General features: G+C 40.0%; 3 protein-coding genes. All 3 read left to right on the top strand.

The window, feature by feature from the left end:
- The first annotated feature begins 116 nt into the window (after positions 1 to 116).
- Positions 117 to 1,370, top strand: coding sequence for an adenylosuccinate synthase (locus K0A91_RS10880; RefSeq protein WP_295010232.1), 1,254 nt, complete (start codon positions 117 to 119; stop codon positions 1,368 to 1,370).
- A gap of 41 nt (positions 1,371 to 1,411) precedes the next feature.
- On the top strand, positions 1,412 to 1,831 hold the full coding sequence (locus K0A91_RS10875) for a flagellar export protein FliJ (RefSeq protein ID WP_295010230.1): 420 nt from the start codon (positions 1,412 to 1,414) through the stop codon (positions 1,829 to 1,831).
- Positions 1,828 to 2,183: PDP protein (locus K0A91_RS10870; RefSeq protein WP_295010228.1), on the top strand; the 356-nt coding region annotated here is incomplete at its 3' end. The genes K0A91_RS10875 and K0A91_RS10870, both read left to right, overlap by 4 nt.

Raw genomic sequence — 2,183 nt, 5'->3', positions numbered from 1 at the left:
AAAAGAATGAGGTCTTTGCCAGAGGCGGAAGATATAAAAACTCGGAACTAAGTTCTGTAGGTTTTGCAATTTATACAGATGTGTTAGTAGAAACAAAAGCGAAGTAAAAGAGGATAATGATGAAAGCGGATTTAATAGTTGGTATACAGTGGGGCGATGAAGGAAAAGGGAAGATAGTAGACAGGCTTGCAAAAGAGTATGACATGGTTTGCAGAAGCCAAGGAGGACACAACGCAGGTCACACAATCTGGGTAGACGGCATAAGATACGCACTTCACCTAATTCCTTCGGGCATATTAAACCCAAAAGCCATTAATGTTATAGGAAACGGAGTTGTTTTGTCTCCATCTTCTATAATAAAAGAGATGACACAGTTTGAGGGGTTAGAAGGAAGACTTTTTATCTCAGACAAAGCGCATTTAAATCTATCTTATCACTCTCTTATCGACCAAGCTCGTGAGAAGCTAAAAGGCGATAGCGCTATCGGAACAACGGGCAAGGGCATAGGACCTGCTTATTCTGATAAAATCAATCGTGTCGGCGTAAGGGTAGGCGAACTTTTAGACCCTGCGAAGCTTTGCGACTCTGTAATGGGTTATTTTGCTCAAAATAGAGAGATATTTGATATCTTAAAGATTCAAACTCCAAACAAAAGCGAACTTTTGGCAGAGCTTCAAGAGTACAGCGCTAAGCTTTCTCCATTTATCACTGATACGACTCAGATGGTTTGGAGAGCGCTTGATAAAGAGAACAAGAGAGTTCTGCTGGAGGGTGCTCAAGGCACGATGCTAGACATTGACCATGGAACTTATCCGTATGTTACTTCAAGCTCAACGGTAAGTGCCGGTGCATGTACAGGTCTTGGCATAAATCCTAAAGATATAGGCAAAGTTATCGGTATCGTAAAAGCGTACTGCACACGTGTCGGTAACGGTCCATTTCCAAGTGAAGATTTGGGAGAAGACGGCAAGCTAATCGGTGAAAAAGGTCATGAATTTGGCACAACAACAGGACGTGCAAGAAGATGCGGCTGGTTTGATGCAGTTGCATGTAGATATGCAAGCCGCCTAAACGGGTGTGATGAGCTAGCCCTTATGAAACTTGATGTTCTTGATGGATTTAGCGAAGTTAAGGTTTGTGTAGCTTATGATTTAAACGGTGTGGAGATTGACTATCTGCCGGCAAATTTAAATGACGTAAAACCGATTTACAAATCGTTTAAAGGGTGGGACAAATCAAAGGGTGCCAGAAAATTTGATGAGCTTCCAAAAGAGGCACAGGATTATGTCAGAGCAATAGAAGAGATTACAAAAACAAAAGTAGGTATAATTTCTACATCGCCAGAGAGAGAAGATACTATAATTTTATAAGCTTTCATTCCAATGGGAGGCTTTGAGAAAGGGATAAGATTGTGAAAACTCGCTTTAGCCCATTAGTAAAAATCAAAAAAAACAGCATGCAGAAAAGTGAGCAGGTTTTGCAAAAAGCAAACAGCAACTTAAACAGCGCTACAATGGCGCTTGAACTCTCATACAACTCCCTAAAAGATGTTGAGCCGCCTAGTAGCGGTACGATGAGCGATATGCTCGCCTCAAGAACACTTCTTTCCTCACAAAGAGAGCTTATATCTCATAATAAAAGATGGGTCACATTTGCCACAAGTCAGGTAAATGAAGCGAAACAACAACTAAAACTTGATATGATTGAGCACGAAAAATTTCAATATTTGGAACTTCAAGAGATAAAACAAGAACTTCAAAAAAGAAAACTCAAAGAGGCAAAAGAGCTCGACGAGATAGCTTTAATGACATATACGGAAAAAAACAGATGATTAAAATATTTATAGCGGCTCTTTTTACATTGACATCGATAAGCGCCTTGGAGACAAGCGACAAACTCTTTGAGTGCACAGAAATTTTCAAAGCAAGAAAAAGCGAACTTCTGGTAGAGCTTGAGAGAATAGATGAACAAAAACAGGCACTTAGCGCTCTTAAAACCGCTACAGAGGAGCTTCTTGTAAAAAGGGAGGCAAAGGTCTCACAAGATGAAGAGGCGGTTGAGAGAAAACTTGGCGAAATCAGCGCCAAAGAAAAATCTACAAAAAAGTTGCTCAAAAAAAATGAAGAGATTCTAAAAGAGATAAAAGAGATAAAGATGGATAAGATGGCTCAGACATTTGCAAA

This window comes from Sulfurimonas sp., from assembly GCF_019429335.1.
Taxonomy (GTDB): Bacteria; Campylobacterota; Campylobacteria; order Campylobacterales; family Sulfurimonadaceae; genus Sulfurimonas.
This window is presented reverse-complemented; position numbering and strand designations above follow the sequence as displayed.